The sequence below is a fragment of the Sphaerochaeta pleomorpha str. Grapes genome (assembly GCF_000236685.1).
Classification (GTDB): Bacteria; Spirochaetota; Spirochaetia; order Sphaerochaetales; family Sphaerochaetaceae; genus Sphaerochaeta; species Sphaerochaeta pleomorpha.
This window is the reverse complement of sequence record NC_016633.1, coordinates 379098-403247: the sequence shown is the minus strand read 5'-3', so window position 1 is coordinate 403247 and position 24150 is coordinate 379098. Positions and strand designations below refer to the sequence as shown.

Here is a 24150-nt window from a genome sequence, read left to right as displayed (position 1 = left end):
TTGTTATGGACATATCAGGACCGGTTTCGATAGCTGAGGGACTTTGGTGGGTAGGAGATGACCTGTGTTCTGCAGAGTTGCATTGCAATCCCTACCTCCTTTTGGACAAGGGGTCGGCAGTTTTGTTTGACCCTGGGTCTGTCTTGGATGTTGAGATAGTGATGGCCAAGGTCAAGATGCTGATCCCGTTGGAGAAGCTGGAGGCTATCGTAGTCAGCCACCAGGATCCTGATCTCTGTTCGGCAATCCCTATGCTAGAACAGAATGGGTTTTCAGGTTGTATTTGCTGCCATGAACGGGCCGCCACCATCATTCAGTTCTATGGGGTGAAATCTCCTTTTTACTATGTAGACCAGAATAATTTCCGTTACCAAATGAAAAACGGGAATGACCTTAGGTTTCTCTATGCGCCATATCTTCATTTTCCAGCTGCAATAATGACCTATTTGCAGAGACAGAAAGCTGTAATCACAGGGGATTTGTTTGGGGCAATCGCGAATAACTGGTATTTGTATGCGAGTGAGGATTACCATGAATCGATGAAAACCTTTCATGAAATCTATATGCCTTCCCATGAAATCCTGGAACCTGTGATGAACCAGCTGTTAAAGCTGGATATCCATCTTATTTGTCCCCAGCATGGTTCTATTATTGTCAATGACTGTAAAAAATATATTGAGATATTGAAAAATCTGGAGTGCGGGTTTTTCTTGAAACCCCTGAGAAAGAATCTCATGGAGGCAGGAGGATACCCACAACTCTGCAATCAGGTAATCAAACGATATTTCTCGATCTATGGGGTAAAAAAAGTCAGGGAAACCTTCGAAGGATCCGGGTTTGTCCTTGATTACCAGAAAAAGACCATTGAAAGTTCCCCATTTTCAGACAACAGCATCTGGGAAGAGTTTTTCGACCTAGTTTTCTCGAAGAAGGGTATGCCTTGGATTACCATAATCTTTCCCCTAGTCGAGAAAATGACCAAAGAATACAGCATACCTCTACCCAAACCATTTAAGTCGCTTATGTTCACATTCCAGCAGAATGTTGACCTGATGACCGAGAAAAACCAAGAGTTGGAAAAAAAGCGGCTGGCATTGCAGGATTCCCTGCAGGATGCGCAAAACCGCTGTCCGATTACCGGTTTACATAACCAGATGTTTTTCAATAGGTTTTTCTCATCTGAAATGAAAAAGTTCAACTATGAGGAAACAACGTTTGGTTTGGTTTTGCTCAGCATTGACAATTTATCCAATATCAATCTCGATTTTGGGAGGATTGAAGGGGATGATGCCCTTAAAACCCTAACGTATTACCTAAAAGAAGCATTTCCTGGAAAAGACGAATATCATTTCAAATTGCAGGGCGGGGTGTTTGCCCTCTATCTACCGGGTACGAAGCGAAAGGAGATTCTCGAAAGGACCGACAGGCTCTGTGCTACTGTCTCTGATTCGGAAGCTTTCATTGTTCCCTCAACCATATCGATAGGACTTTTCCATACTGACAGAATTGAAAATACGAAAAGATTTAGCAATGAGGAACTGGAAGAGGTGGCTTTGCAGACAGCGCTTTATAGGCTGAAGCTTGCCAAGAGACAGGGAGGGAACAAAGTTGTTGCAGACTCCTCAAAGGTCTGGAATGCAAACAGCAGTATCCGCATTGTCCTCGCTGCAAATCCCGGGATCGAGAAAAAGCTGATAGAAGAAGCACTCAAGCGTGAGGGCTATATCCTTTTTCTTGCTTCCAACGGCTTGGAGGCAAGAACCCTTATAGAGAAAGAGAATCCTGATATCATTATCAGTGAATTGATGACAAGCAAGCTGAGTGCCTTTACGTTGCGCAAGGAGCTCATGAAGAAATCCGCTTACTCCGATATACCCTTTATCTTGTTTTCGTCCAATAAGAACGAAAATACGGTGAGTCGCTCAATCGGGCTTGGGATCTCCCACTTCTTTGCATGCCCTGTAATGCTTATTGAATTGATTGGTGTAGTTGGACTATATGCATCGTCTCTCTTGCAGCAGGAGGCCTGAACCTATGTCATTCCAGCTTTCCCTTTATATCACGCTTTCGGTTCTCATCCTCGATTGCCTTCTGTTAATTTTTGCATTTTTCGTTCGGATACATGAAAAACATACAGGGGAGCGACGAAAGACCAACGAAGAATTGCTTACAAGAATTGCCTACGATGAAGCGTTCGACCTGGATTCGTTGCGTGCAGAGGAACTTTTCCCCATATATGAACGTATCATGGATAAAATAGAGTTACCGGCAAACCGTAGGAAAATACTGATGGAAAAACTGCTGGGTTCTGCGCCCTGCAAGAAATACCTTCGAAAACTCTCCTCCCCTTTTGCAGTTACCCGTATTGAAGCGTCTTACCATTTGAAATATCTGCAGGGCAAAAACGTACAGCTTGCATTGCTCAAAGCTTTGGAAAAAGAACGCCGCCCACTTGTTGTCTTGTTTTTTGCCCATGCACTAGCCATCCAGAAAGTAAGAAAAGCCATTCCCTTGGTAGTGAGAAAACTGCCAGGGATGAATCCCTGGTTCGCAAAACGTGTCCATGCTGTACTCTATACGTATAACAAAGATTTTCTCAGATTTGCCATACAAAAGCAAACAATCAACAGGGTCTATATGCAGAAACTTATCTGTGGTTTTGCCTTACAGTATCCTGCTGAGGAATTGCGTGGGTTTGTCATACTCCAGGCACAGTCGAAAAATGGCTCTCTCCGTAAGCTTGCGCTCTCGGCAATTCTGAAACACTTCCATGAAGAATTATTGAAAGATCCTTTTTTATCAAGTAACCAAAAACATACCATTGAATTTGTGATTCAAGCCTATGCCAAAGACATGGCACCCGAGAATATCGACGCTATCCTTGACTACAGCCGTTATGCTTCGATGCAACAGAAAATCGTAGAAAGCCTTACGCGGATGGGGGAACAAAGTCCGCTTGTGATGCAAAAGCTGTTGGATAGGTTTGAAAGTACCCATTCTTCACACAAACGGGCAATAATGGCAAAAGTCCTTGCAAATCGTGTGGAATATTTTCTCCCAAAGATTAAAAACCAGGAATCTGAAAGAATAAAAACCCTTGTCAGGGAATTGGTACAAGCAAAACAAGCCAGTTCAATAGTGTTTTTTCTCAACCAGAACAAAGATATTGAGGTTGAAGATGCACTGCTTGGCATTATAAAGGAAGTTTTACCAAAGAATGCATGGATGCGAGATGAGTTGCGTCTGTATCTTGACGCACGGATTCTGAGAAAACTGCGTATAAAACCTTTGAAGAAACAGAAAAAAACTATTACCCCCCATACAGAACCACCACAGAGAATGACACTTATCTTGTTGCTTGTCTTTGTTGCCATGCTCTTCCCTTTCATAATTTTCTTTTCTGAGTTCCCAACCATAATCCAATTGGGTTGGAATGATATCTGGAAACTGTATATTTCACGTTTCAATTACCTGTTTGTATATTATTCGGTAACGGTAAACCTGATTTACCTGGTTATTCTTGCTGTTTCTTTCTTCGGTGCAAGGAAACAGGCAAGGCTCTGGGAGGTTAAAGACTATCGTTTTCTTTTTACCAAGGATCTGCTTCCTTCTGTTTCCATTATTGCCCCTGCATATAATGAAGAAGCGGGGATCATTGAGAGCGTGAATTCGCTGTTAAACCAGCGCTATCCTGATTTTGAATTAATTGTTGTCAACGATGGGTCAAAGGACTCTACCCTTCAGACTTTGATTGACCAGTTTGAACTGAAAAAAAGCGATGGGGCTTACCAAAAGAGGATACCTACCAGAAAAGTAAGGGGGATCTATACGAACAAATCCATTCCAAACCTTATTGTCGTAGATAAAGTGAATGGAGGCAAAGCCGATTCTCTCAATATTGGCCTGAACATCGCGCACAAGGAGTATTTCTGTGGTATTGATGCAGATTCCCTCTTGGAAAGCGAGGCTTTGATGCGCGCTGTTTCCGTAATGCTTGACTCCCCCGTCGAGAGTATTGCCTCCGGTGGAAATATCTGCCCGGTCAATGGTTGTTCAGTCGAATTGGGTGAGTTGGATTCTGTTTCCCTACCCAGAAATTTTCTCGCCCGCTTGCAGTCCTTGGAATATATCAGATCCTTTATGGCCGGAAGGGTTGGCTGGGCCCATATACATTGCCTGTTGATCATATCTGGGGCCTTTGGAGTCTTCAATAGAGAAAGAACCATAAAAACCGGTGGGTATCTGACCAAGAGTGGCAGATACAAAAAGGATACGGTAGGTGAAGATATGGAGTTGGTTGTTCGGCTGTCACGCAGCATGAGGGAATTGAAAATTCCTTATACTGTGGATTATGCATTCAATGCCAATTGCTGGACCGAAGTCCCTGAGAAGTGGAGACAATTGCATCGGCAACGTGACAGATGGCATCGCGGTTTAATCGATATCCTGCTTTTTCATAAAACTATTATCGGAAATCCGAAATATGGGAGGATGGGAATGGTAGGCATGAGTTATTTTTTCTTATTTGAACTGCTTGGACCCTTTGTGGAAGCCCAGGGTTTGCTGATAGTCATCCTTTCCTTCTTTGCCGGAATCCTCAATCCTTCGATAGGGCTTCTCTTGTTTACTACGACAATTCTTTTGGGGATTCTTGTGTCGGTATCATCGGTGCTCATCTCGAGTTTCGACCGGCAGATTTATTCGGTACACGATACCTTGCGTTTGTTATGGATGGCCGTTGTCGAGAACTTTGGGGTTCGCCAGTTGGTCAGTCTCTGGAGGGTAGGTGGTTATTTCAGTGCAATGAAGAAATCGAAAGGTTGGGGAAAGCAAGAGAGGAAAGGGTTTGGGGCTACCCTTCCCATTGCTGAAAAGAAAACGATTTGATCGTAAGGCTTGCCGGAGCAAGAGGTTTTTTCCCTTGGAACAGCCAGAGATTGATCCTGAAATGGGCATTCCCACTTGATGGGGGTTTCCCTGTAAACTGCCATTGCTGCATAAGGTTCAATTTGGAAGCCTGTTCGTCAGGGTTTACCTCGCCATGATAGCTGCTAAAGATGATTGTATCAGGAGTCCACACAATCCTATGGGTGGAATAGGTTCCCTGCATCTGTGGATCGAAAGTTACTATCCTGTCATCGGTTGTGTATGGCTGTACTACAAATTGCCCTCGGGTACCGGTGCTCTGTCCCCATGCGGCAAATTCGATATCTATCTCTCTGTTTGCCTCTTCCTTTTGCGAATCCCAGGTAAAGAATCCTGCAACTACGTTTGGGTCATAGGTGGCAAAGGAACTATCGACGACAAAGGTATAGGTCCCATATCCTGTTATGCCCTTAGTGTTTACTTCGCTACATTGCCAACGGCCATATTTCCGCTTGATGGTAAGGTGCATGCCCTCGGTGTCTACCCATACCTGGTCATCAGCATCTGACCAATAGTTTGGTCCCGGGGCTATCTTGGAGTCAGAGGATTTCACTTGCCAGATTTCTCCTTTGAACGTAATTTCACGTGGGGCAGCGCCAAGTAAGAGGGGAAATGCCAGCGAAAATAAAAGCACAAAGGCCTGGCCTTTGATTCTCATGGGTATGCACTCCTTGTGTGGTGAATCATACTATGATTAAGACCATCCCACAAGAATGAAAAAATCGCAGAATTTTACCCTATCTGATTATGTTATCTGTTGTTGGATGCTAGTATACTATGTATGTGATCAGGAGGTTTTTGCTGTGCCTACTCTTTGTAACGTTCAACAGGAAATGATTTGTTTTGAGGATTCTCCTCTCAAGGAATATATTGGGTATAGCAGTGCAGATATTGCAAAGCTATCAGGACTGCATGATATTGCCTGCAATTTCCGAATTCTTAAACAAGGCCAATTTTCCTGCCCGTATCATTTTCACCATAATGCCGAGGAGCTGTTCGTAATTTTAGGCGGGAAGGGAAAACTGCGAACCAAAGAAGGTATCCGTGATGTTTGCAAAGGCGATACGATTTTCTTTGAAACAGGAATGGAAGGTGCTCACCAGTTAAAAAATGAGAGCGAGGAAGACCTGGTTTATCTTGATTTGAAAACCTTGCATGGTTTTGACGTGTGTGAATATCCAGATACCGGAAAAGTTAATCTGGTGGGTAAAGAATTGTTTCTTAAAGGAAAAACAACAGGATATTTTGACGGTGAAGAACATATTGAGAAGATATGGAAAACCGTTGAATGACAGAGGTTTCTTATTGCATGTATGAAAAAGGAGTCAACGATGGAAACGTATTTTACTATTCCTACTTTTGAAAAATCTCCTAATCAGTTGCTTGCCGAAGAGATTTTAGATGCTGCCTGGGAATATGAAGATCCTATGAAAAAATTACGCTCTGCAAGGAAAGCCTTGAATATCGACCCTTTGTGCTGTGATGCCTATACCCTATTGGGTGATCTTTCTGAGCTGACAGAAAGTAAAATTGAGTATTATGAGAAAGCCCTTTCATCGTTCGAGCAACGCTATGGGCAAGACTATATTAAAAAGAACACCGGGGTTTTTTGGTTCAATAGGGAAACAAGACCCTACATTCGGGCCTTGCATGCCTACGGGTTGGTTTGCTGGGATATTGGCAAAAAGAATGAGGCCATCGAACTGTATAAAAAGATCCTTGAACTTAACCCAAACGACAATCTTGATGTTCGGTACCGTTTGCTAAATTGGTTGCTTAGTCTCAGGGATACTGAATCTGCGGCAATAATTCTCAAGAAATACCCGGAAGAAACGGTATTCATGCTTTTCAGTACCCTTCTCTATTCAATTCTGGAGGATCCTGAGAGAGTTCGCCACCTTGAGAAAGAATATAAACAAGCTGTAGAGAGCAACCCTTTCGTGGTTCCGTATCTGCTTGGGAAAACAAGACTCCCTGAGCAAGTACAAGAGCCTGTGCAAAGGGGAAGCCAAGAAGAAGCTGCCGCTTATTGCCTGCTTGCGAACCAAGCATGGACAGCTTCCAAAGAGGTGCTGGAAATACTTGAAATAATTTCTATAAATTATTCAACGAGCTTTCCTACGTAGGTGTTTCCGTTCATTCCGTCCAGTTCTACTGAAACCAGACTGCCAATCTTAGAATTTCCGGTAAAGACTACCATCTCGTTATGCTCTGTTCTGCCTAGCATCTGGGTTTTGTCATTTCGCGAAACTTGGTTGACCAAAACGGATACCACGCCATGGGTTCTTTTTGTTTTTTCCCGTGCAAAGATCTCATGTTGCAAGGCAATCAATTGCTCAAGACGTTTCCCTTTCACTGTTTCCTCGAGTTGGCCTTCCATGTCCACGGCTTTCGTGCCCTCCCTCGGATTCCAATAATACATAAATGCTTCAATGCAACCCATCTCATCCAACAGGGAGAGGGTTTCTTCATATTCTTTATCTGTTTCAGAAGGGAAGCCTACCATTACATCGGTAGCAAAGGTAACCTGTGGTATCTCGCTACGAATTTTTCTGATAAGATCCTGAAAGGATTCTCTGCTATAACGTCTGTTCATGAGGGTAAGAATCCTGGTATTTCCACTTTGCATAGGAATATGCAGGTGCTTTGCTACTTTGGTTTCTTCTTTGATGACCTTGATCAACGAGTCTGAGAAATCTTTAGGATGGGGGCTTTCAAACCTAATCCAGGAAATATCACCAGCGACGGCACAAATCCGTTTGAGTAAGTCGGGAAAGGTGACAATAGTCCCGTTTTCATTGTAACGGTAGCTGTTCACATTTTGCCCGAGCAAGGTTACTTCCTTAACCCCTTTGGAGGAAAGAAAAGCTACTTCTTCCAAAATATCTGCAATAGGTCGGGAGATTTCCCGGCCACGTACATAGGGGACGATGCAGTAGGAGCAAAAATTGTTACATCCATTCATAATTGGGATATACGAGGTATAGTCACCGGTTTTGTAATAGGTCGAACCAAAGCCATAGGAGTCGAGGTGTTCAGACAACTTGCCTTCAGCTGAAGTCAAAACCTCTACTATTTTCTGTTTGTCGTTGTTGCCTATAACATAATCGACCTGGGGAGCTTCTTTCTTCATATCCTCTAGAAGGCGTTCTGCCATACACCCTGTCACGATCAATGTCAAAGGATGGAGTGTTTTTACATGGGAAAAGAAGCCCAGACGCCCCCAGATTCTGTTTTCAGCACTTTTTCTGACTGAACAGGTATTGAGAATGGCACAATCGGCATTTTCAGCGGTATCGGAGGGAACAAGCCCGGCGCCTCTAAGCTGGAGTTCCAAAGCATTGCTTTCGGCTACATTCATTTGGCAGCCGTAGGTTTCGAGCCAGTAAGATTGAATCATTTAGTATCCTCGTGAGCAAGCTGTATTGCAGCTTGCAATGTATTTTTCATAAGCATGGCAATGGTCATAACCCCTACTCCACCGGGAACAGGCGTGATTGCCGAACAGATATCCTTTACCTGCTCAAAGTCTACGTCACCCACAAGGCGATATCCTCGCTTACGTGTGGGATCTTCTACACGGTTTATCCCTACGTCAATTATTATTGCTCCCTTTTTGACCATATCAGGGGTAATAAACAAGGGTTTTCCCATTGCTGCGATGATGATATCAGCAGTATTTACAATTTCTTTTAGGTTTTCGGTTTTTGAATGACAAATGGTTACCGTGGCATCCCGTCCCTTCTGGATCAACAGGGCTGCCATAGGTTTACCGACGATATTGCTTCTTCCGATGATGACTGCATGTTTTCCTTTTGTCTCAATGTGGTAGAAATCGAGCATTTCAAGGACTCCCTTGGGAGTACAGCTCACAAAACAGGGAAGCCCAATAAGCAGTTTCCCTACATTGATCGGGTGGAAGCCGTCCACGTCTTTTTTACTGTCTATAGATTCAATGATAAGGTTTTCGTCCAGCCCTTTGGGAAGCGGTAGCTGGACAAGGATTCCATGGACAGTAGCATCGGCATTGAGTTCCTTGACTAAGTCCAGAAGTACTTCTTGGGTAGTGTCCTCAGCTAGTTCATAATCCCTATGACCGAAACCAAGTGAAATACAAGCTTTCTTCTTGCTTTTCACATAACTCTGGCTTGCAGGGTCGTTTCCAACAAGGATGACTGCCAATGTAGGGGCAAAGCCATGTTTTGCAATAAATTGAGAGGTTTGCTTCTCCAAATCTTCAAATACTGCATCTGATACTTCTTTTCCTGTCAATAATTGCACGTTGACCTTCCTTACTTTTCACTACAGTATCGTAAAACAGGGGTTTGAGGCAACAAATGGGCTTTAATGATTTGCCAATTTGACCTTGCTCACGATATACTTGCCACATGGTTCTCATATGCCTTGCTTTTGGCTATGATAGCTATAGAGTGGTTTGTAACAAATAATATTTGGTTTTGTTATCAAAGCATATTACATGAGGTGACTATGAAAAAGTTTTTAATGCTATGTTCCATAGCAGTGTTGATGCCCTTGGCCGCTTTCTCTGCTACCTATTATGATGCGGGTAATCAGATGTTCTCTTTTAAAGTCGGTACTACAATTCCTGCTTTTACCTATTTTATATCTGACCAAGATTTTGTCAGTGGCTTGGGTGAAGGGAATACCGGTTTGTCTGTAGGTGGCTATGGATCGATAAGTTACCAGGTTTTTTCATCACCAACTACGGCGATCGGAGGAGAAATCGGATACGATTTCAACTATAGCGCAGAAGAGGAATTGTTTACTGCCGTTCCGTTCTTTGCAAAGGCAACCTATTTCCCTGTACAGGGAGTACTCGATCTTCCCATTTCCGTTGGACTTGGCGGTGCCTACATTAAATATGGTGATGGTTCTTTGATGACGCTCTATGCCAATATTGAAATTGGGCTTACCTGGTACCCTTCTACAAACTGGGGCTTCGGTATCAACACTGGCTTATGGATTATTCCTGAGCTCAATTATACTGAGGAGATCCAAAGCGACAATGCAATATTCGGTTTAATCCCGGTCACCCTTTCTGTGACCTATCGTCAATAGGAGAATTCCCATGAAAAAGCTAACACCGATTTTCGGTTTCCTCGTATTCCTGGCCCTTCTGGTTTCCTGCAACAGCGATGCCTCTGAGGGTATATTCCGCCAGATAAGCCAGACAACCACCCCTTCTGGTATCGTATATACCAGGTTGCTTGGAATAGATTCTCCCTATCTGTATTTCCAGACCAATGAAGGTGTCTACAGAATCGCAAGCAGCTCCACAAATGCTTCAACACAATTGGTTGCAAGTGAAAAATATGATCCTTTAGAGGAAGGTTCTGGATTAATTAAGGGTGTTGCCTATGCTGCAAGCAATGACAAACTCTATGTTTTAAAAAACTTTACTGATTCTTTCTATCGATATGATTCGGATGGGACCAATAGAGCAAAGATTATTGTCAGTGATACATATACTTCTACCAATCTCTCAACCTATACAATCAATAACCTGTATTCGAATTCCATGCTGGTTCTTGAAGGACAGGATGGAAGCAGTAATGCAGGTTATGATATTGCTGCCTACGACGGGGCAACTGTTACCGAGATTGTTGGTTTTTCATCAATAGATATCTCAGGCTATGGCCTCGACAACTTCCTTATGCAGACTACCCGGCAAGACGATGCTACTGCACCTATAATCATCTCTTTTGCCGATAGTTCAGATTCTGATACTCCTGCCTATCTGCATTACCTTGTCGATCCTTCCGGTAAAAAGAATTTGATTTCCGATATCAACGATGTACGGCTGGCTAATTTCTATTATGATGGTTCCAATCTCTACATCTTGACCTATGAAGGGAAATTGTATTTCTACAATACTGTAGACAGTACTTCAGAAACTGACATTACAGGAAAAATCCTGCTCAAAGATTCCTCGCAGGATTACAATGCAAATGCTTTCTTCTACCCTGTACCGAATACTGCCGGGACAGCATTGAATCTGGTTTCAAAGTATTCGACCAAGGCAAGCTCGCTGTATGTGTTTTCTGTCGATACCGGCACAAATACCTTGTCAGGAACTGCTTCGATCAGCAAAGGGTATGCCGAATACCTTGATGCTTCCAATATCGTAAGTGCCTTGGAGACTACAACTAGTACCACTTCGGTTCCTAACCTCATCGTGGCTACCCGCAAGAACGGAATGTTTGAAATTACCATCGATATTGATTCGGCAAATCTCAACACTTCCTTGAATGGGACTTCTTCAGTTTCCGAGGATTATACATTCTAGTTTCATTATGGCAGACAACCAAGGCAGGGACTGGTATGATCCCTGCCTTGGTTTTTAATGGGGACTGCATTCACGTATCAGGGTTGTAACCATACCCTTTCTGCCATCTATAGTACTGGAAAGGAAACCAAACGCTCTATGAGAATTCTATTGACTACAGATCTTTTTACGCCCTCGGTAAATGGCGTTGTGACTTCGGTCCTCAATCTTTGTGAAGTCCTCACAGAAAAGGGGCATGATGTTCGTATTTTGACGTTATCACCGATTGAACTATCCTATTTCTATAATGATGTGTATTTCATCGGCTCTATGAAAATACCTGTATATCAGGATATACGCGCAGCCGTTCGTATTCCACCCGATATCATGAAAGATATCCTTGCGTGGTCCCCAGAGATTGTCCACTCTCAATGTGAATTCTTTACCTTTACCTTTGCAAAGGTAATTGCAAAGAAATCAAAAGCACCTTTGGTCCATACCTATCATACGATGTATGAAAACTATGCACGGTATATCAAATTGAATGAGCGTATAGGGGAAAAGGCAGTGAGTTGCTTTGTGCAAACAAGATTGGGGAAAGTGAAGCATATCATTGCACCTACAAAAAAAGTTGCCGATTCTTTGAGAGACTATGGTATAACCTCAACGCTACACATAGTACCAACAGGAATTGACCTGGTAAAATTCGAGAAAAAGGAAACCCAGGAAACAATCATGGCTTTGAAACAAAAAATAGGGATCTCTCTGAATTCCCCTGTCTTGATCTCAATAGGAAGACTTGCCCAGGAAAAGAAATCAGAGGAATTGCTTAAAAACTTTGTGGAAATCCTGAAGTGGAATAAAAACAGTATCATGCTCTTTGTCGGTGATGGTCCCTACCGTGAGAAACTCGAACATCTCAGCCATTCTTTGTCCATTTCTGACAATGTCATTTTCACCGGGATGATTGCGCCCTCCGATATTGCTTTGTATTACCAGTTGGGAACCATATTCGTAGCTGCATCGCAAAGCGAAACCCAGGGCTTGACCTACATCGAGGCGTTAGCCAGCGGTCTTCCCGTCGTCTGTCGTTATGATGATTGTATCGAAGATGTAGTCATTGCCGGTAAAAACGGTTTCACCTATACGACTGACGAAGAATACGTCAGGAGCGTACAGGAGATCCTGGGAAACGACCAGATGCTCAAGGACATGGGAGAGAGTGCAACGTTGCAAGCCAAGCGATATTCTTTTGCGCGGTTTGGTTCAGATGTTGAAGCAATCTATCTTGATTGCCTTGGGACAACAAAAGCCACTGTAGCAAGGGAATCTCACTGAGATCTCCCGTACTATGCCTTCGGATGCCCAGAGGGTATAAGGCAAAATTTCTATCAATGGACCTTATAAGCACAAAACGGCCTTTCGGCCGTTCTGTAGGTATTTGCGATGCTTTTGATTTCTACTTGTCACCCCTGACATAATGCAGGATGTCCCGTACCTCACTGTCCTGGTACTGGCTGTCAATTTCATCTGCGGTAAGTCCAAGGAACTCATGGCAGTTGTAATGGATCCAGCGTTCATCGTCAGCAGTCTTGAGAACGTGCTTGCGGCAATAGTAGTCAGGTTGTATGGGTAGAGGGGCTTCCTCCTTGTAGAGAGGCACCTTGTAGTCATAGACGGCAATTTTCAAGTCTTCACGGGGGATGCCTTTCTTCATGATTACATCAGCCAGTGCATTTACCGTCTTTCCAGTGTCAAAGATATCATCAACGATGAGGATTTTATCACCGGTTCGAAGATGTTCAGGAGAATAGGTCCAACCATCTACCATTACGTTTGACTGGCTACGGAGATACCCGTAGGAACGTGCTACCACTGCAGCGTAGAATACTGGTCGGCCATGTTCACGGATACGAACCATTTTGTAATATTCGCTGAACACATTTGCCATATATGCACCGCCACGCAGGGAAGCATAGATGATATCGGGTACGAAATGATCCTCAGAGTACATCTTATGCACGAGTTTGAGGGCACTGTCACGAATCGTATCACCTGAAATAAATTCCTTTTCCATCATAAATCTTCCTTGTTAATCTTCAACGGTCAGAATTTCAAGACCATTTTTTGTAATTGCAACCGTATCTTCAAAGTGCACGGAAGGTTTTCCATCAGCAGTAAGCACAGTCCATCCATTTTCTGATTCCCGGATATTCTTGGTCCCCAGGTTAATCATTGGTTCGATAGCGAGAACCATGCCTTCACGAATCCTGGGATTCGGCATATAGGAACTCGTATAATTGGGAACCTCAGGTTCCTCATGTACTGCAAGCCCTACACCATGACCGCAATAGTCACGGACAACCCCATATCCATGGGAATTGGCAAGCTTGAAAACAGCATCCCCGATATCCTGGATACGCGCATTGCGTTTGCCTGCAGCCTCAATCCCGACTACCAAACACTTCTCTGTGACCTTACACAGCTTGTCCCATTCAGGTTTGGTCACTCCCCCGACAATGAAGGTACGGGCCATATCGGAAAAATACCCGTTCATGTTTATTCCCAGGTCGATATCTACCAGATCCCCAAGGGCAATTTTCCTGGACCGGGAAGGAATTCCATGGATTACTTCTTCATTTATGGAAATACAAGCTGTGGCCGGAAATCCTTCGTAGTTCAAGAAAGCCGGTTTCCCCTTGTGATGTATAATGAAATCATAGCAATGCTGGTCGATATCATGCGTAGACATTCCTGGTTCAAGATAAGACGAGAGGGAATTCATCAGGCGGGCTGTCAGATGACATGCCTCTCTGATACCATCAATTTGCTGGGGAGTCTTCAATTGAATCATGGTTAGTCTTCCCTCCAATCGGAAATAGTTTCTTTTGCATCGTATCGAGAATTCCATTGATAAACTTGTAATTCACCTCAGTTGAAAAATCCTGCGATAGTTTTACGGCTTCATCAATTATGATATGGGGATGGATATCCCCATATAAGAAACTGAAAACGCTCATTCTAAGGACATTCCTGTCAACTGCATCAATTCGTTCAAGCGGACGATTCAGGGAAAAACTCGTAATAAGAGCATCTATCTGCTCCAAATTTTCAATAGTTCCGTTTATCAGGTAACGACCGAATATCTTCACTTCGTCTTCAAGCTCAGCGTACTCGCTTTCAGTCATTCCGCTAAAGCCCTCAGGTATGTGGTCTTTATCCAATTCTTTGTTGAAATCCATTGCGTAAAGAGTTTGCAACGCAAGCTCACGCGCTTTGTGTCTTGTCTTCATATTACTTCTTATACAGTATCGTTACGGTAGCACTCTTCCGCAAGTCAGATACCAAGGAATTTATTGCAGCATAATACACTTCCTGCTGCTTGGAATTAGAGAGCTGAGCTTTAATATAATCAGAAATCGTACTGGTTGTGTTCGGATTGATTACATCGTCCAAACCAAGGATTTTGGAATCGTTATATGCCAAAATCTTGATAATGTGGTAACCAGTATTGGAAGAAACCAAGTCACTGGTTGTTCCCACTTCGGTAGCGAAGGCAATATCAAAGAAGTTCTGGCCGAGCCCTGTGAGGGCTTCTTTGTTATCCATCGTCAACCAACCGATATCACCTGCCTTGTTTTTGCTCTGCAGGTCCTGTGAATAGTCGACAACTGCTTTTTCAAAGGAGAGAGATCCGTTCTTAATTTTTTTGGCAACATCTTCAAGTAAAGCTTTATTTTTTGCATCGGTTTCGCTGACACCGGTAAGCGGTATGAAAATGTGACTAAGTTTTACTGTCTCTGGACTGACAAACTGGGTTTTGTTTTTTCTGTAGAAAGTCTGAATCTCAGCATCGGTAATTGTGAGGGGTTTGCTGAGTTCGGCACTTTTTTTCATACGAACATACGCATCAACCATCAATTGCTCTGAGATCATTTTCTTGTAGGCTTCTACGCTACCAAAATTATTGGCAATGAGCTGCGCAAACTGGTCATCGGTTAACGTCTGGGAATAACTTTTCTCGACGTTCGCTTTCTGACTGGCATAAGCCTGGTCAATCATGGCATCGGTAATTTTGACACCATCACGGGCTGCACCCTGGCGAAATAGTTCATTGTTAATCAAGAGATTGAGTACCTGCAAAGGATCAATCGTTGTGGGGTCTTGACCATTCTGGGAGGCAGATTGTTGATATTTCGCAACTTCTGCATCAAGTTCGGCCGTCGTAATAGGCGTGTTCTTCGTAAGCTTTACCATTGCAGCGGGAGCATTGATGGCTGCAGAAAAAAGCATAGGGCAAGCAAGCAAGACAATAGCGGTTGTCAATACAAAAAATCTTTTCATGGTTTCTCCTAGGGATACTCAGTAAAACGTAAAACAAAACTGCCTATTCGTCAAATCGAAACTTTTAAATGTTTTCCGACGGCTTTTGCATAATCGCTTTTCGTGATAAGTTCGCTCTTTTTCAAATACATACCTTCACTTTCCATGGTCTTCATCAATGCCTGGAGTGTTTTCATCGATCTTACACCACCCTTTGTAACAAAGGCAAGACAACGTTTTCCAGAAATCGAACCGGCACTTTTTAGAAAAGAAGCTACTACTGGAGGGATTTTACCTCCAAAGAAGGTGTTGGTCTCTGTTCCAACAACAAGGTAATCGTAATAGGAAACGATTTTACCGTTTTCGAGTGACATGTCAAAAACATCGACTTGATGCCCCTGGCTTGCAATACCTTCACTCAAAGAATTAGCAATCTCTTTGATTTTCCCATTTTCCTTCGTAGCTGGAGCATATAAAACACAAACTTTCATGGTTTTTCCCTTGAAACAGATACCGACCGCACAAAATGCGGCCGGCAGTCAATCAATAGAAACAGGCTACCGTCCTAGATAGTTACAGTAGGTGCATCCGTAGTGGTTGTTGTAGCAGCAGGTGCCGTAGTTTCGGTCTGCTTCCACCAGTCAGTTGTCTGCTGTACTTGTTCGGTGGTTACAGAGTTGAGCAATTTGTCTTGAGACGGAGTCTTGTTAACAAAAGCTACAAACAAAGCAAGTACCATGAACGTCACAGCCAAGCCGGCCGTTGCCTTCGTTACAACGCTGCTAGCATGCGATCCGAAAGCAGTATTGCTACCGCCACCGAAAATGCCACCGAGTCCTTCACTCTGTTCGTCCTGTATTGCTACGAGGAAAATCATAAGGAGGCTGACAATCACAAATAATACCAACAAAATCACGCTCAAAACACTCATTTCTCTACTCCACTAATCACTTATCAAAGGTAACAATCGGGAGAAACTGCTCTACAGAGAGAGAAGCACCACCAACAAGAGCTCCATCGATATGTTTCTTGGACATCAAAGACTTCACATTGGAAGCCTTCACTGAACCACCATACTGTATTATTAGCTCTTCTGCAACACCCTTGGTATAGAGTTTTTCTACAAGAGAGCGAATAAAGGCATGAGCATCATCCGCATCCTCTGGAGTTGCGGTCTTTCCAGTCCCAATTGCCCATACAGGCTCATAGGCAATGGTGATGTGGCTCATTTGTTCAGCGCTGACACCAGAAAGCCCGACAGACACCTGGCGGGTAAGAACTTCTTCAAGTTTACCAGCCTCGCGTTCCTCGAGGGTCTCTCCGACGCAAAGATCAATGTCCATGGATTCACTCAGGGCAAGTAACACTTTTTTGTTGATGAATTCATCGGTTTCGCCATAAATTGCCCTTCTCTCGCTATGTCCGAGAATGACATTGGTTACCCCGAGGTCTTTGAGCATAGCAGGACTTACCTCACCAGTGTAGGCACCACTGAGATGATCGTTCATGTTCTGAGCAGCAACAATGATATTACTGCCCTTTACTGCCTCGAGGACAGCAGGGATGGTAACGAAAGGTGGTGCAATCATTACTTTGGTATCTACACCTTCAAGTGCTTTGGCAAGCTCTTTTGCAAAAGCAGCACCAGCTGAAGGGGTCATGTTCATTTTCCAGTTTCCTGCGATATAGGGTTTTCTCATCTGTTTATTTCTCCAATGCCTTGATTCCGGGAAGCACTTTACCTTCGAGGAACTCAAGGGAAGCTCCACCGCCGGTACTGACATGACTGATTTTGTCTGCAAGGTCGAATTTGTTGATTGCGGCGACAGAGTCTCCACCACCGACTACCGTAGTTCCCGAGCATGCTGCAAGGGCTTTGGCAACGGTCAAGGTTCCGTTCGCGAAATTATCAAACTCAAAAACACCCATTGGGCCGTTCCATACGACACTCTTGGCTTTCTCGACAGCGGCACAGACCAAAGCAACAGTCTTGGGGCCAATGTCCATACCAATCATTCCGTCTGGAATCTCAACGCTATCGATGGTGACAGCAGGGGTTGTGTCACTGAACTCAGCACCACAAAGATGGTCGACAGGAAGAATAACAGAGACACCCTTCTCTTTTGCCTTTGCAAGGAAAGAACGCGCGGTGTCTTTATACTCTTCTTCAACAAGGCTCTTGCCAATCTTATGCCCTTGGACTTCCAAGAAGGTATAGGCCATTCCACCGCCAATGACGATGGTGTCACAAGTCTTGACCAAGCTTTCCAATACGCTGATTTTGCTCGATACTTTGGATCCGCCAATAATGGCAACAAACGGTTTCTCTGGGTTCTCAAGCAAAGGTCCCATGAACTTGACTTCCTTCTCGATAAGGAAACCGGCATAGGAAGGAAGGTAATGTGAAACACCTTCCGTTGAAGCATGGGCACGGTGTGCTGTACCGAATGCATCATTTACATATATATCACCAAAAGAAGCCAAAGCCTTTGCAAAATCAGGGTCATTCTTTTCTTCACCGGCATAGAAGCGTACATTCTCAAGAAGCAGAACTTCTCCAGCTTTGAGAGCCTTCACCTGTGCACCGACCTCATCACCGATAACATCGGAAGCCAGGATAACGGGTTTTCCGAGTTCTTCACTAAATTTCTTAGCAATGGGAGCCATGGAGAATTCAGGATTCTTCTGCCCTTTTGGACGGCCGAAATGGCTCATGACAATAAGGGTAGCTCCCTTGTCAAGCAAATACTTCACGGTAGGGAGAGCTGCCTTGATCCTGGTATCGTCGGTAACGACGCCATCTTTCAAAGGCACATTGAAGTCAACACGGACAAGAACTTTCTTGCCGGCACAATCACATTCTCTAATAGTATTTAAAATCATTGTTTTCCTCTTTTTTTCGCAATGCAGGGAGTGAATATCCCCTTGCATTCATATTCCTGTAAAGGAACATCAGGCCTGCTATTATGCAGGCCTGACAGGTAAAAGTAGTAAAACTTATTTGATCAACTTTTTGGCAAGGTCGACAACACGGGTGGAATAGCCCATCTCATTATCATACCAGCTCAAAACCTTGAACATTTTCTCGCCCATTTTCATGGTCAACTGTGAATCGAAAATTGAAGAGTGGTTGTTGCCTACGACGTCGTGGGAAACAATAGGATCTGCAGTGTACTCAAGTACGTAGCCCATGGGGCCTTCGCTTGCTTTCTTGACTGCTGCGTTTACTTCTTCAACGGTAGCATCGTTCTTGAGCATAACGACAAGGTCAACGATTGAACCGGCAGGGGAAGGAACACGCATTGCCATACCATTGAGTTTGCCCTTCAATTCAGGGATAACCTCAGCAACGGCACGTGCAGCACCAGTGGTGGTAGGAATGATTGAAACAGCACCGGCACGAGCACGTCTCAGGTCACTGTGGGGCTGATCGAGCATAACCTGGTCATTGGTGTAGGCATGAACGGTGGTCATCAAACCGCGTTCGATACCGAAAGCATCATTCAAAACCTTGGCCAAAGGAGCCAAGCAGTTTGTGGTGCAGGAAGCATTGGAGAAAGCAACTGCATTAGGATCGATCTGGTCGTCATTGACGCCACAGACGATGGTCTGGTCAATTTTGTCCTTGGCAGGAACGGTGAGGATGACTTTCTTGGCACCAGCCTTGATGTGATCCTTGTATCCACCTCTTGGGCCTTCTGCGCTTGAGAAAACACCAGTGGATTCGATCACTACGTCAACACCGAGTTCTCCCCAGGGAAGTTCGGAAGGAGTGCGTACTGCAAATACGGGAATGGACTTTCCGTCAACGACGATGCCGGTCTCTGTAGCCTCTACGCTTTTGCCGTATACGCCGTAGGTTGAGTCGTATTTTAAAAGATGAGCCAGAGTCTTGGGACTGGTAAGGTCATTAATACCAACAATCTCAATATTCTTGTCTTCAAAAGCAACCTTGAATACGTTGCGTCCAATTCTTCCAAAACCATTAATTGCAATTTTCATTGTTTGTTTTCCTCCGAGAATTCTTTATGTGTATCGATAATAATATACTGTTTTCCTTCGTAAAGGGTCAACGTATATATCTTACGTTTTGACAACCAATTTCAATCGGTTGATTTTGTGCCCCTCAATATCTTCCACGGTGAAAATAGCCTGTGAATCCTCTACCGATTCACCTTCAAGCGGGATCCTGCCAAACAGTTCGAAAACATAGCCGCCTATGGTCTCGAAATCTTCATCGGCAAGATGCAGCCCGACTGCTTCATTGATCAGTTCAATTGGGGTCCTTGCCTCAACAATATAGGTCCCTGTTTCAATCTTGCAGATTTCCTCGGTCTCATCCTCGTCGAATTCATCTTGGATTTCCCCGACAATAACCTCGAGTATATCCTCCATGCAGACAATACCGCTTACTCCACCGTATTCATCAATTGCAATGGCAATATGTACCTTGCGCATCTTAAATTCCCTGAGCAAATCATCAAGATGCTTGCTTTCGGGAATAAAATAGGGTTTCCGCATCAGTTCCTTTGCATCGAAATCTTTTTCAATATCATGGCGAAGGATATCTTTAGCGTATAGTACCCCGACTATGTTGTCTATCGTCTGGTCATAGACAGGATATCTTGAATACCCCTGACTCTGGATAATCGTATATAGTTCGGTAAGGGTTATATCCGAAGGAATGAACTGGACATCGATTCGGGGAACCATAATCTCCCTGACCGTTTTATCCTTCAGTTCCTGTATTCCTTCGATCATGGTCTGACGTTCTTCAATCTCAACCTGCTCCTGAGAAGCTAGGTCGGACTGTTTTTTTCCGAACAGACCTTTCCATGGAAAACTCAAAGTTTCTTACCCCCAAGTCGAGATAAAAGTTCTTCCTGCTCTTTTAGCATAGGTTCGCTCTCATCATTGGTCTTATGGTCTCCCCCAAGGAGATGAAGAATTCCATGAATCAAAAGCCTGAACAATTCCTCATCTGGTGAAACAGTAAAGGATTGTGCGTTTCTTTGCAAGGTATCCAGCGAAATAACCATGTCTCCAAGAACGGTATTCATGTCTTCGCCCTCCTCCTCCTCATCCATTTCGAAATCAGGCCAATCGAAATCATCAGGTGAATCCATCTGGACAAAGGAGAGTATATCGGTTGGTTCATCTTTTCCCCTGTATGTTTTGTTAAGTTCCTGGATAGATGCATCAGTTGCAAAGGTAACAGAGAATTCACACCCTTCTTGTCCAAGTTCTTCAAGGATGGCATGCAAACGGGTAAGAACTAATTCTTCAGGTGCAATTTCCCTGAATTGTTCGTTTTCATATGAAATATCAATTATGGATTCTTTCATTAATCACTCCTATCTTATGGTTGTGGTTTATTGTTTTTTAAGGCAGCAGCCTGTGCCGCTTCCTCCTGGCTTTGTTCGTCAGGATACTCGATTCTGTGGTGGTCACGTCCTATCAAAGTCTGGAGAAAGGAATTTCCTACAACATCAAGATCGGTGAGCGAAAGCCTTGATTGCCCAAGCTGGTTTCTCTCGATTTTCCCCATGATAACCGAATGGATCAATTTTTCGTATTTTGGAAGGGTTCGGTTTCTTCAATGTCCTGCTTGCAGCCTCGACACAGTCAGACAGCATGACGATTGCAGCCTCAGGGGAAGTCGGGGGATCTCCATTATACGAATAATCCTCCTGCTTTACTTCCCTTCCGGTTTTTGCAGCCTCTTCTTTTGCCTCGTTGTAGAAATAACTGATAACATCGTCCCCATGGTGCTGTGCAATAATATCCAAGACTTCCTGGGGCAGGCCTGCATCCCTTCCTTTTTCAATTCCCAGCTTGACATGGCTCTTTATAATGGCAACCGATAAGCTTGGCTTGATCTCGTCATGCTTGTTTTCCTGTCCTTGGTTTTCAACAAAATATTCAGGATGATCTGCCTTCCCGATGTCATGATACATTCCCCCTACCCTGGCAAGCATTGCATCGGCACCAATGGCCTTTGCCGCATTATAGGCAAGCTCGGAAACATATCTGCTGTGATTATATGTCCCTTGGGCCAAAGCTCCCAGCCGATCGAGAACCGGACTGTCAGCAAAGGCCAATTCACTGAGCCTGTAGGCAGTTGGGATATTGAACAGACGCTCGCAAAGTGGCACTAATACATCAACAAGGACGATGGACAGGGTAATGTTTACAATGAGACCACCAAGGTAGGGCAAAACCCCTGCAAAGGTAAACCCTGATAGCAATGTCAGACATAATGCAAGGAAACAACTGGATATGCAAGCATAGAACCAATTGAAGATATCATCGAGACGTTTGCCTGAGAACCTGAAACAATACAGACAGCTTCCTGCTGTCGTCATTCCAAAGAAGAACGCCATGGAAGAACTCAATGGCAAAAGCATTGCATAACAGGATAACAGGAAAGCGGTAATAATGCCCAAACGCTTTTTACTGGTTATATGCGAGACAAACACCGGGGCAAAGAGTATAGGAAGATAGGAATCCCTCATCATTATCGAGGAGTCGGCAATATATCTGGCAAGGAAGTACAAGACTATTTCAGTAACAAATACGGAAATAAGCATTAAATTGATATAAAGATATATCCGTTTGTCATTTTTCAAAAACATGATGAAGACATAGAGGGATCCAATGGTTATCAATATAATAAAGACACTTCGCCCGAAGATTTCCAACCACGTATACTGTAAGTAAGAATTGTTCATCTTGGAGAGGAGGTCCAGTTGTTCCTCTGTGATTACCGTGTCTTTCGTTACGATTTTCTGTCCACGTTTGACATTGACATAGATAGGGGAAATCCTTTTCTCTGCTTCCTCGCGCAACAAAAGTGTACTTGCTTCATCATATACGACGTTTACTTCAGCAAGTAATTTCAGGGTATCGAAAAGCAAATCAGGTTGAAAACCAGGGTAGAGTTGGATATAGGGGGAAACCCAGGAATGGAGGGCGTCTTCGATTTTTTCCTTCGTAACAGCTTCCTGGAACGGTATCTTGTCTGCTTTTTCTGCCTTTGCCATGGAAATCGTATTGATAATCGTATAATACCCATAACCCTGGTCTATCAGCCTGTTTATGGAATCCGAGGAAAACAATCCTTTCTGCAGGATTGTCTCCATAGCTGCCGAAAGGGCCTCAAGCATCTGGGACCGAACATCAGGGCTAAGCGAAGAAAACCGCCCACGGACATTAGCTTGGTCGGTTAGTCGGTTTTCGGCAAAGAACAAGGACAGGTCGGTCACTGCGGTTTCCGGATTTTCCCATGCTTGCTTAAAGCTCCTTACCCTTTCCATGGAAGTCGTTGTCCCTTTCAATGAGAAGGAAAAATTAGGGAGGATTTTGGCATACTCTTGCTCACGCATCCCTTTTGTTTTTTCCTCATCAAGGTACTGGAACGAGGAGGTTGCAAAGACATCTTCGTTTGCAAGTTCCCCGCTTTTATAGTTGATTGCAAAAGAGCGCGTAGTTCCCGAAGGGTTTATGGTAAGCAATATGGGAATCGCCATGGCACTGGCCATTATCAAAAAAGTCATGATAATCAGCAGTGCTTTTCCTTTCTTCTGAGTTTTTGGCATCCCTAACGATCCCTGGATTCGTTTACTCATCTCACGTTGCCCCTTGCTCCCCGCTCTGATTCCGATGCATAGGCATCAATGATTTTCTGTACTATCCTACTCCTGACTACATCACGGGAATCAAACGTAACGATTTCGATCCCTTCTATGCCTTCGAGTAATTTGATGGCATGGATCAGTCCACTGTCTTTGTTGCGAGGTAAATCTACCTGGGATATATCACCGGTAATAATGGCAGAGCAATTTTCACCAAGTCTGGTGAGAAACATCTGCATCTGTTCACGAGTGGTATTCTGTGCTTCGTCTAAAATGACAATTGCATTCTGCAAAGACCGCCCCCGCATATAGGCCAAGGGAGCTATCTCAATGCTATCGTTTTCTTCCAGACGATGTATATTTGAGGCCGTTATCATGGTTTCCATTGCATCATAGAGCGGTCTGAGGTAAGGATTGATCTTTTGGGCAAGGTCTCCCGGTAAAAACCCTAGATTCTCCCCCGCTTCAACGATTGGCCTGGTAAGGATGAGTTTCTGTCTTTTTCCACTTAGGAGAAGACTCAATGCATACGTAATGGCCAAAAATGTCTTTCCCGTACCTGCAGGGCCTATACCAAAGACTATCTGGCTGTTTTCCATTGCACGGATATATTGTTCCTGCCTTGGTCCCTTTGGATAGGCAAAACGATTCTGGACATAGATGAAAGGTTTTTCTTCCGGTTCCACTATTTGGCTTGCCGAAAAAGCCGAAGGTGTATTTTTCAAGCTTTGGAATTCCATGAAAATTTCAGCTTCACTTACCAGGATCTGTTTGTCTGCCAATTGTTTGAGCCTGTTTAGCAAGGAGGAAAACAAAATGCCTACGGTGTTATTATCACCTGTGTATGAAAGACTTATCCCTTTCACAAACAAATCACAACCTAACAACATCTCCATATATGGTATATTTCGATCGTTGATCCCGCACACCCTGCACATTTGTTCTTCGCTATCAAACTCGATATTTCTATCCATCTAGTTT

24 protein-coding genes are annotated in these 24150 nt (G+C 43.9%); 7 read left to right on the top strand and 17 right to left on the bottom strand.

The features are described from left to right. Positions 1 to 5: 5 nt before the first annotated feature. Positions 6 to 2030, top strand: coding sequence for an oxygen-binding di-iron domain-containing protein (locus SPIGRAPES_RS01860; protein ID WP_014269083.1), 2025 nt, complete (start codon positions 6 to 8; stop codon positions 2028 to 2030). 4 nt (positions 2031 to 2034) lie between these two features. Then, positions 2035 to 4887, top strand: a complete 2853-nt coding sequence (locus SPIGRAPES_RS17420) for a glycosyltransferase family 2 protein (protein WP_014269082.1) — start codon at positions 2035 to 2037, stop codon at positions 4885 to 4887. On the opposite strand, the gene SPIGRAPES_RS01850 is transcribed toward SPIGRAPES_RS17420, so the two are convergent. Further along, the gene (locus SPIGRAPES_RS01850; protein ID WP_014269081.1) at positions 4853 to 5584 is read right to left on the bottom strand and encodes a LamG domain-containing protein; all 732 of its coding nucleotides are present in this window, start codon (positions 5582 to 5584) and stop codon (positions 4853 to 4855) included. The two genes, SPIGRAPES_RS17420 and SPIGRAPES_RS01850, sit on opposite strands and share 35 nt — an antisense overlap. A gap of 145 nt (positions 5585 to 5729) precedes the next feature. Here SPIGRAPES_RS01850 and SPIGRAPES_RS01845 point away from each other — a divergent pair, with 145 nt between their 5' ends. Further along, positions 5730 to 6218 carry a cupin domain-containing protein gene (locus tag SPIGRAPES_RS01845; RefSeq protein ID WP_014269080.1) on the top strand — a complete coding sequence of 163 codons (489 nt, stop codon included), beginning with the start codon at positions 5730 to 5732 and terminating at the stop codon, positions 6216 to 6218. A gap of 39 nt (positions 6219 to 6257) precedes the next feature. Further along, entirely contained in the window at positions 6258 to 7052 is a 795-nt protein-coding gene (locus tag SPIGRAPES_RS01840) for a tetratricopeptide repeat protein (RefSeq protein WP_014269079.1), read from the top strand. Here the strand turns inward: SPIGRAPES_RS01840 and miaB are convergent. Both miaB and folD read right to left on the bottom strand, forming a co-directional pair. Further along, complete coding sequence (miaB, locus tag SPIGRAPES_RS01835; protein WP_014269078.1) at positions 7028 to 8326, bottom strand: tRNA (N6-isopentenyl adenosine(37)-C2)-methylthiotransferase MiaB; 1299 nt, start codon at positions 8324 to 8326, stop codon at positions 7028 to 7030. The genes SPIGRAPES_RS01840 and miaB overlap by 25 nt on opposite strands. After that, positions 8323 to 9207: a bifunctional methylenetetrahydrofolate dehydrogenase/methenyltetrahydrofolate cyclohydrolase FolD gene (gene folD, locus SPIGRAPES_RS01830; protein WP_014269077.1), complete on the bottom strand. Its 885-nt coding sequence runs from the start codon at positions 9205 to 9207 to the stop codon at positions 8323 to 8325. Before folD ends, miaB begins: the two co-directional genes overlap by 4 nt. 207 nt (positions 9208 to 9414) lie before the next feature. Between folD and SPIGRAPES_RS01825 the strand changes: the two genes are divergently transcribed. The 3 genes from SPIGRAPES_RS01825 to SPIGRAPES_RS01815 all read left to right on the top strand — a co-directional run bounded on the left by SPIGRAPES_RS01825 (position 9415) and on the right by SPIGRAPES_RS01815 (position 12550). Then, a complete protein-coding gene (locus tag SPIGRAPES_RS01825) occupies positions 9415 to 10005 on the top strand; it encodes a TP0733 family outer membrane beta-barrel protein (protein ID WP_014269076.1) in 591 nt (196 codons plus the stop codon). A 10-nt stretch (positions 10006 to 10015) separates the two neighbouring features. Beyond that, positions 10016 to 11233 (top strand): hypothetical protein, encoded by a 1218-nt coding sequence (locus SPIGRAPES_RS01820; protein WP_014269075.1) that lies wholly within the window; start codon positions 10016 to 10018, stop codon positions 11231 to 11233. A 138-nt stretch (positions 11234 to 11371) separates the two neighbouring features. Continuing rightward, positions 11372 to 12550 (top strand): glycosyltransferase, encoded by a 1179-nt coding sequence (locus SPIGRAPES_RS01815; protein WP_155816639.1) that lies wholly within the window; start codon positions 11372 to 11374, stop codon positions 12548 to 12550. A gap of 121 nt (positions 12551 to 12671) precedes the next feature. On the opposite strand, the gene SPIGRAPES_RS01810 is transcribed toward SPIGRAPES_RS01815, so the two are convergent. The 14 genes from SPIGRAPES_RS01810 to SPIGRAPES_RS01750 form a co-directional block, all read right to left on the bottom strand. Then, positions 12672 to 13292: a phosphoribosyltransferase gene (locus SPIGRAPES_RS01810; protein WP_014269073.1), complete on the bottom strand. Its 621-nt coding sequence runs from the start codon at positions 13290 to 13292 to the stop codon at positions 12672 to 12674. Positions 13293 to 13304: 12 nt separating this feature from the next. Then, positions 13305 to 14066: a type I methionyl aminopeptidase gene (gene map / locus SPIGRAPES_RS01805; RefSeq protein ID WP_014269072.1), complete on the bottom strand. Its 762-nt coding sequence runs from the start codon at positions 14064 to 14066 to the stop codon at positions 13305 to 13307. Then, the gene (nusB, locus tag SPIGRAPES_RS01800; protein WP_014269071.1) at positions 14035 to 14505 is read right to left on the bottom strand and encodes a transcription antitermination factor NusB; all 471 of its coding nucleotides are present in this window, start codon (positions 14503 to 14505) and stop codon (positions 14035 to 14037) included. Before nusB ends, map begins: the two co-directional genes overlap by 32 nt. Before the next feature lies 1 nt (position 14506). Beyond that, positions 14507 to 15556: a peptidylprolyl isomerase gene (locus SPIGRAPES_RS01795; RefSeq protein WP_014269070.1), complete on the bottom strand. Its 1050-nt coding sequence runs from the start codon at positions 15554 to 15556 to the stop codon at positions 14507 to 14509. 50 nt (positions 15557 to 15606) lie between these two features. Continuing rightward, the gene (locus SPIGRAPES_RS01790) at positions 15607 to 16026 is read right to left on the bottom strand and encodes a flavodoxin family protein (RefSeq protein WP_014269069.1); all 420 of its coding nucleotides are present in this window, start codon (positions 16024 to 16026) and stop codon (positions 15607 to 15609) included. A gap of 74 nt (positions 16027 to 16100) precedes the next feature. Further along, positions 16101 to 16466: a preprotein translocase subunit SecG gene (gene secG / locus SPIGRAPES_RS01785; RefSeq protein WP_014269068.1), complete on the bottom strand. Its 366-nt coding sequence runs from the start codon at positions 16464 to 16466 to the stop codon at positions 16101 to 16103. A 16-nt stretch (positions 16467 to 16482) separates the two neighbouring features. Then, positions 16483 to 17235, bottom strand: a complete 753-nt coding sequence (tpiA, locus tag SPIGRAPES_RS01780; RefSeq protein WP_014269067.1) for a triose-phosphate isomerase — start codon at positions 17233 to 17235, stop codon at positions 16483 to 16485. A 4-nt stretch (positions 17236 to 17239) separates the two neighbouring features. Further along, positions 17240 to 18418, bottom strand: coding sequence for a phosphoglycerate kinase (locus SPIGRAPES_RS01775; RefSeq protein WP_014269066.1), 1179 nt, complete (start codon positions 18416 to 18418; stop codon positions 17240 to 17242). A 114-nt stretch (positions 18419 to 18532) separates the two neighbouring features. After that, complete coding sequence (gene gap / locus SPIGRAPES_RS01770; RefSeq protein ID WP_014269065.1) at positions 18533 to 19537, bottom strand: type I glyceraldehyde-3-phosphate dehydrogenase; 1005 nt, start codon at positions 19535 to 19537, stop codon at positions 18533 to 18535. 81 nt (positions 19538 to 19618) lie between these two features. Beyond that, positions 19619 to 20383, bottom strand: a complete 765-nt coding sequence (locus SPIGRAPES_RS01765) for a hemolysin family protein (RefSeq protein WP_014269064.1) — start codon at positions 20381 to 20383, stop codon at positions 19619 to 19621. Continuing rightward, positions 20380 to 20880 (bottom strand): rRNA maturation RNase YbeY, encoded by a 501-nt coding sequence (ybeY, locus tag SPIGRAPES_RS01760; RefSeq protein ID WP_014269063.1) that lies wholly within the window; start codon positions 20878 to 20880, stop codon positions 20380 to 20382. Before ybeY ends, SPIGRAPES_RS01765 begins: the two co-directional genes overlap by 4 nt. Positions 20881 to 20894: 14 nt before the next feature. Continuing rightward, positions 20895 to 21083, bottom strand: a complete 189-nt coding sequence (locus SPIGRAPES_RS16945) for a hypothetical protein (RefSeq protein WP_155816638.1) — start codon at positions 21081 to 21083, stop codon at positions 20895 to 20897. Beyond that, complete coding sequence (locus SPIGRAPES_RS01755; RefSeq protein ID WP_014269062.1) at positions 21025 to 23163, bottom strand: HDIG domain-containing metalloprotein; 2139 nt, start codon at positions 23161 to 23163, stop codon at positions 21025 to 21027. The genes SPIGRAPES_RS16945 and SPIGRAPES_RS01755 overlap by 59 nt, the downstream gene beginning before the upstream one ends. Then, complete coding sequence (locus SPIGRAPES_RS01750; protein ID WP_014269061.1) at positions 23160 to 24143, bottom strand: PhoH family protein; 984 nt, start codon at positions 24141 to 24143, stop codon at positions 23160 to 23162. Before SPIGRAPES_RS01750 ends, SPIGRAPES_RS01755 begins: the two co-directional genes overlap by 4 nt. Between the last annotated feature and the right edge of the window lie 7 nt (positions 24144 to 24150).

Bases quoted from the DNA above. Each gene is read 5' to 3' on its own strand.
- SPIGRAPES_RS01860 (WP_014269083.1), top strand. From the start codon at position 6: ATGGACATATCAGGACCGGTTTCGATAGCTGAGGGACTTTGGTGGGTA.
- SPIGRAPES_RS17420 (WP_014269082.1), top strand. From the start codon at position 2,035: ATGTCATTCCAGCTTTCCCTTTATATCACGCTTTCGGTTCTCATCCTC.
- SPIGRAPES_RS01850 (WP_014269081.1), bottom strand. From the start codon at position 5,584: ATGAGAATCAAAGGCCAGGCCTTTGTGCTTTTATTTTCGCTGGCATTT.
- SPIGRAPES_RS01840 (WP_014269079.1), top strand. From the start codon at position 6,258: ATGGAAACGTATTTTACTATTCCTACTTTTGAAAAATCTCCTAATCAG.
- miaB (WP_014269078.1), bottom strand. From the start codon at position 8,326: ATGATTCAATCTTACTGGCTCGAAACCTACGGCTGCCAAATGAATGTA.
- SPIGRAPES_RS01825 (WP_014269076.1), top strand. From the start codon at position 9,415: ATGAAAAAGTTTTTAATGCTATGTTCCATAGCAGTGTTGATGCCCTTG.
- SPIGRAPES_RS01820 (WP_014269075.1), top strand. From the start codon at position 10,016: ATGAAAAAGCTAACACCGATTTTCGGTTTCCTCGTATTCCTGGCCCTT.
- SPIGRAPES_RS01815 (WP_155816639.1), top strand. From the start codon at position 11,372: ATGAGAATTCTATTGACTACAGATCTTTTTACGCCCTCGGTAAATGGC.
- SPIGRAPES_RS01810 (WP_014269073.1), bottom strand. From the start codon at position 13,292: ATGATGGAAAAGGAATTTATTTCAGGTGATACGATTCGTGACAGTGCC.
- map (WP_014269072.1), bottom strand. From the start codon at position 14,066: ATGATTCAATTGAAGACTCCCCAGCAAATTGATGGTATCAGAGAGGCA.
- nusB (WP_014269071.1), bottom strand. From the start codon at position 14,505: ATGAAGACAAGACACAAAGCGCGTGAGCTTGCGTTGCAAACTCTTTAC.
- SPIGRAPES_RS01795 (WP_014269070.1), bottom strand. From the start codon at position 15,556: ATGAAAAGATTTTTTGTATTGACAACCGCTATTGTCTTGCTTGCTTGC.
- SPIGRAPES_RS01790 (WP_014269069.1), bottom strand. From the start codon at position 16,026: ATGAAAGTTTGTGTTTTATATGCTCCAGCTACGAAGGAAAATGGGAAA.
- secG (WP_014269068.1), bottom strand. From the start codon at position 16,466: ATGAGTGTTTTGAGCGTGATTTTGTTGGTATTATTTGTGATTGTCAGC.
- tpiA (WP_014269067.1), bottom strand. From the start codon at position 17,235: ATGAGAAAACCCTATATCGCAGGAAACTGGAAAATGAACATGACCCCT.
- SPIGRAPES_RS01775 (WP_014269066.1), bottom strand. From the start codon at position 18,418: ATGATTTTAAATACTATTAGAGAATGTGATTGTGCCGGCAAGAAAGTT.
- gap (WP_014269065.1), bottom strand. From the start codon at position 19,537: ATGAAAATTGCAATTAATGGTTTTGGAAGAATTGGACGCAACGTATTC.
- ybeY (WP_014269063.1), bottom strand. From the start codon at position 20,880: ATGAAAGAATCCATAATTGATATTTCATATGAAAACGAACAATTCAGG.
- SPIGRAPES_RS16945 (WP_155816638.1), bottom strand. From the start codon at position 21,083: ATGGGGAAAATCGAGAGAAACCAGCTTGGGCAATCAAGGCTTTCGCTC.
- SPIGRAPES_RS01755 (WP_014269062.1), bottom strand. From the start codon at position 23,163: ATGAGTAAACGAATCCAGGGATCGTTAGGGATGCCAAAAACTCAGAAG.
- SPIGRAPES_RS01750 (WP_014269061.1), bottom strand. From the start codon at position 24,143: ATGGATAGAAATATCGAGTTTGATAGCGAAGAACAAATGTGCAGGGTG.